At 33.3% G+C, this 2,153-nt stretch carries 3 protein-coding genes; all 3 read left to right on the top strand.

Annotated features, from left to right (window positions below; translation table 11 throughout):
* On the top strand, nt 1-206 hold a 206-nt coding region (locus Q0075_RS03305), incomplete at its 5' end, for a quinol:electron acceptor oxidoreductase subunit ActD (RefSeq protein WP_297868270.1).
* An 8-nt stretch (nt 207-214) separates the two neighbouring features.
* Entirely contained in the window at nt 215-760 is a 546-nt protein-coding gene (locus Q0075_RS03310) for a cytochrome c (RefSeq protein ID WP_297868271.1), read from the top strand.
* A 27-nt stretch (nt 761-787) separates the two neighbouring features.
* A partial coding sequence (locus Q0075_RS03315; RefSeq protein WP_297868272.1) for a quinol:cytochrome C oxidoreductase occupies nt 788-2,153 on the top strand: 1,366 nt, incomplete at its 3' end.

Consider the following 2,153-nt stretch of genomic DNA (forward strand, 5'->3'; position numbering starts at 1 on the left):
CTGTTTTTTTTGCAGCTCACTTAATGGTTATCACTTTTTATATGAGAAGTAAATTGTGGCCATTCAAACAAGCTGAAAATCCTGATGTAAGAACTACGGATGACCATTTCTTGATGGAGGTTGGAATTCATGGTAACGAAGAAGAATTAGTTTCTTTCTTTACAAATACTGGAGCGGTAGAAGTTAAAGTTGTAGAAAAGCATTAATAGATAGTATGAAAAGTTTATATAAAATAGTAGCAGTAGTAGGTTTGTCTTTTATGGCAACTTCATGTTTCGATAAAGCAAAGCCTAACTATCAGTTTTTTCCTAACATGTATGAAGCGGTTTCTTATGAAACCTATTCAGAGCATGATGTGTTTAAAGGTGGAGTTGAAGCTCAAATACCTGCAAAGGGATCAATCAAAAGAGGATTTGTTCCTTATGAAATTCCAAATACACCTGAAGGTTATGCTTTAGCTAAAGCGACTTTAAAATCTCCTCTAGATTCATTATCATTGAATCCAGAAAAAGGTAAAGAGTTGTTCAATATTTATTGTGCGATTTGTCATGGTGAAAAAGGAGATGGTAAAGGGAACTTAGTTGTTAAAGAAAAATTCTTAGGGGTTCCTAATTACAAAGATAGAGAGATTACAGAAGGAAGTATTTTTCACGTAATTACTTATGGATTAAATTCTATGGGTTCTCATGCTAACCAATTATCTCAACAAGAGAGATGGCAAGTGACGGATTACGTTTTAAAATTAAAAGCTGGATTATAATATTAATACTTTTTGAAAATAATAGATATGTACACGTTTTCAAGTAAATTAAAAACTTTTTCATTCGTCCTAATGATTTTAGGTGCAATTGGTATTGGAATTGGTTTCATGGCCGCTCCTAAAACTATTGAGGATGTTGAAAAATTATTAGCAGATAGTCATCACGGTCATGAAGCTGCTCATGTAGAGAAAGTTGCTACTCATGCTACAGAAGCTCATGTTGTAGCTGATACTGTTAAAGCTGTTGAAGCTCATGTTACAGATTCAACACACAATGTTGCTCACGCAACTACAGTTGATTCTACTGATCATGTTGAAGATACTACTGCTGTTGTAGCGGTTGCTGAAGCTCCTGCTCATACAGATAATCATGATACTCACGCTAAGGCAGATGCTCATTCACATGATGACCATAAAGCACATTTAGAACACGTACTTCACCAATTACAGAATAAGCCATGGGCCGCTTTGTATGTGGCTTGTATCTTCTTTATGTTAATTTCAGTTGGAGTTTTAGCTTTTTATGCTATTCAATATGCGGCTCAAGCAGGTTGGTCTCCAATCTTATTTAGAGTTATGGAAGGTATCACCGCGTATTTATTACCAGGTTCTATTATTTTCTTCGTATTATTAGTTTTGGCAGGAATGCATTTCAATCATTTGTTTGTATGGATGGATCCAGAAGTAGTAAATCCAGAATCTGTTAAATTTGATAAATTAATTTTCCTTAAAAAAGGATGGTTAAACGTTGGAAGATTCTTAGGAACTGCGGCTATAATCTTAATTGTTTGGAATTATGTACGTTTCAAATTTGTTAAAAATTCTATTGCTCAAGATAGTGCTGAAGACAATGCTCCTTATAAGAGAAATTTCAAACTTGCTGCTTTCTTCCTAGTATTCTTTATCGTTTCTGAGTCTATCATGTCTTGGGATTGGGTTATGTCTGTTGACCCACACTGGTACAGTACATTATTTGGATGGTATGTTTTTGCAAGTTTCTTTGTAAGTGGAATTACTGTAATTGCAATGATTACATTATATTTAAAATCTAAAGGATATTTAGAAAATGTAAATACAAGTCATATTCACGATTTAGCTAAATTTATGTTTGGTATCAGTATTTTCTGGACATACTTATGGTTCTCTCAATTCATGTTGATTTGGTATTCAAATATCCCAGAAGAGGTTACTTATTTCGTAACTCGTATCGAACACTACAAATTACCTTTCTTCGGAATGTTAGCTTTAAACTTCATTTTTCCATTGTTAATCTTAATCAATACAGATTTCAAGCGTTTAACTTGGATTGTAGTTATGGCAGGTATCGTAATTTTATTTGGACATTATATTGATTTCTTCAATATGATTATGCCTGCAACAGTTGGTGATCAAT

The organism is uncultured Flavobacterium sp. (assembly GCF_937967675.1).
Classification (GTDB): Bacteria; Bacteroidota; Bacteroidia; order Flavobacteriales; family Flavobacteriaceae; genus Flavobacterium.

Excerpts from the sequence above, each read along its gene's own strand:
- Q0075_RS03310 (WP_297868271.1), top strand. The coding sequence starts at position 215 with ATGAAAAGTTTATATAAAATAGTAGCAGTAGTAGGTTTGTCTTTTATG.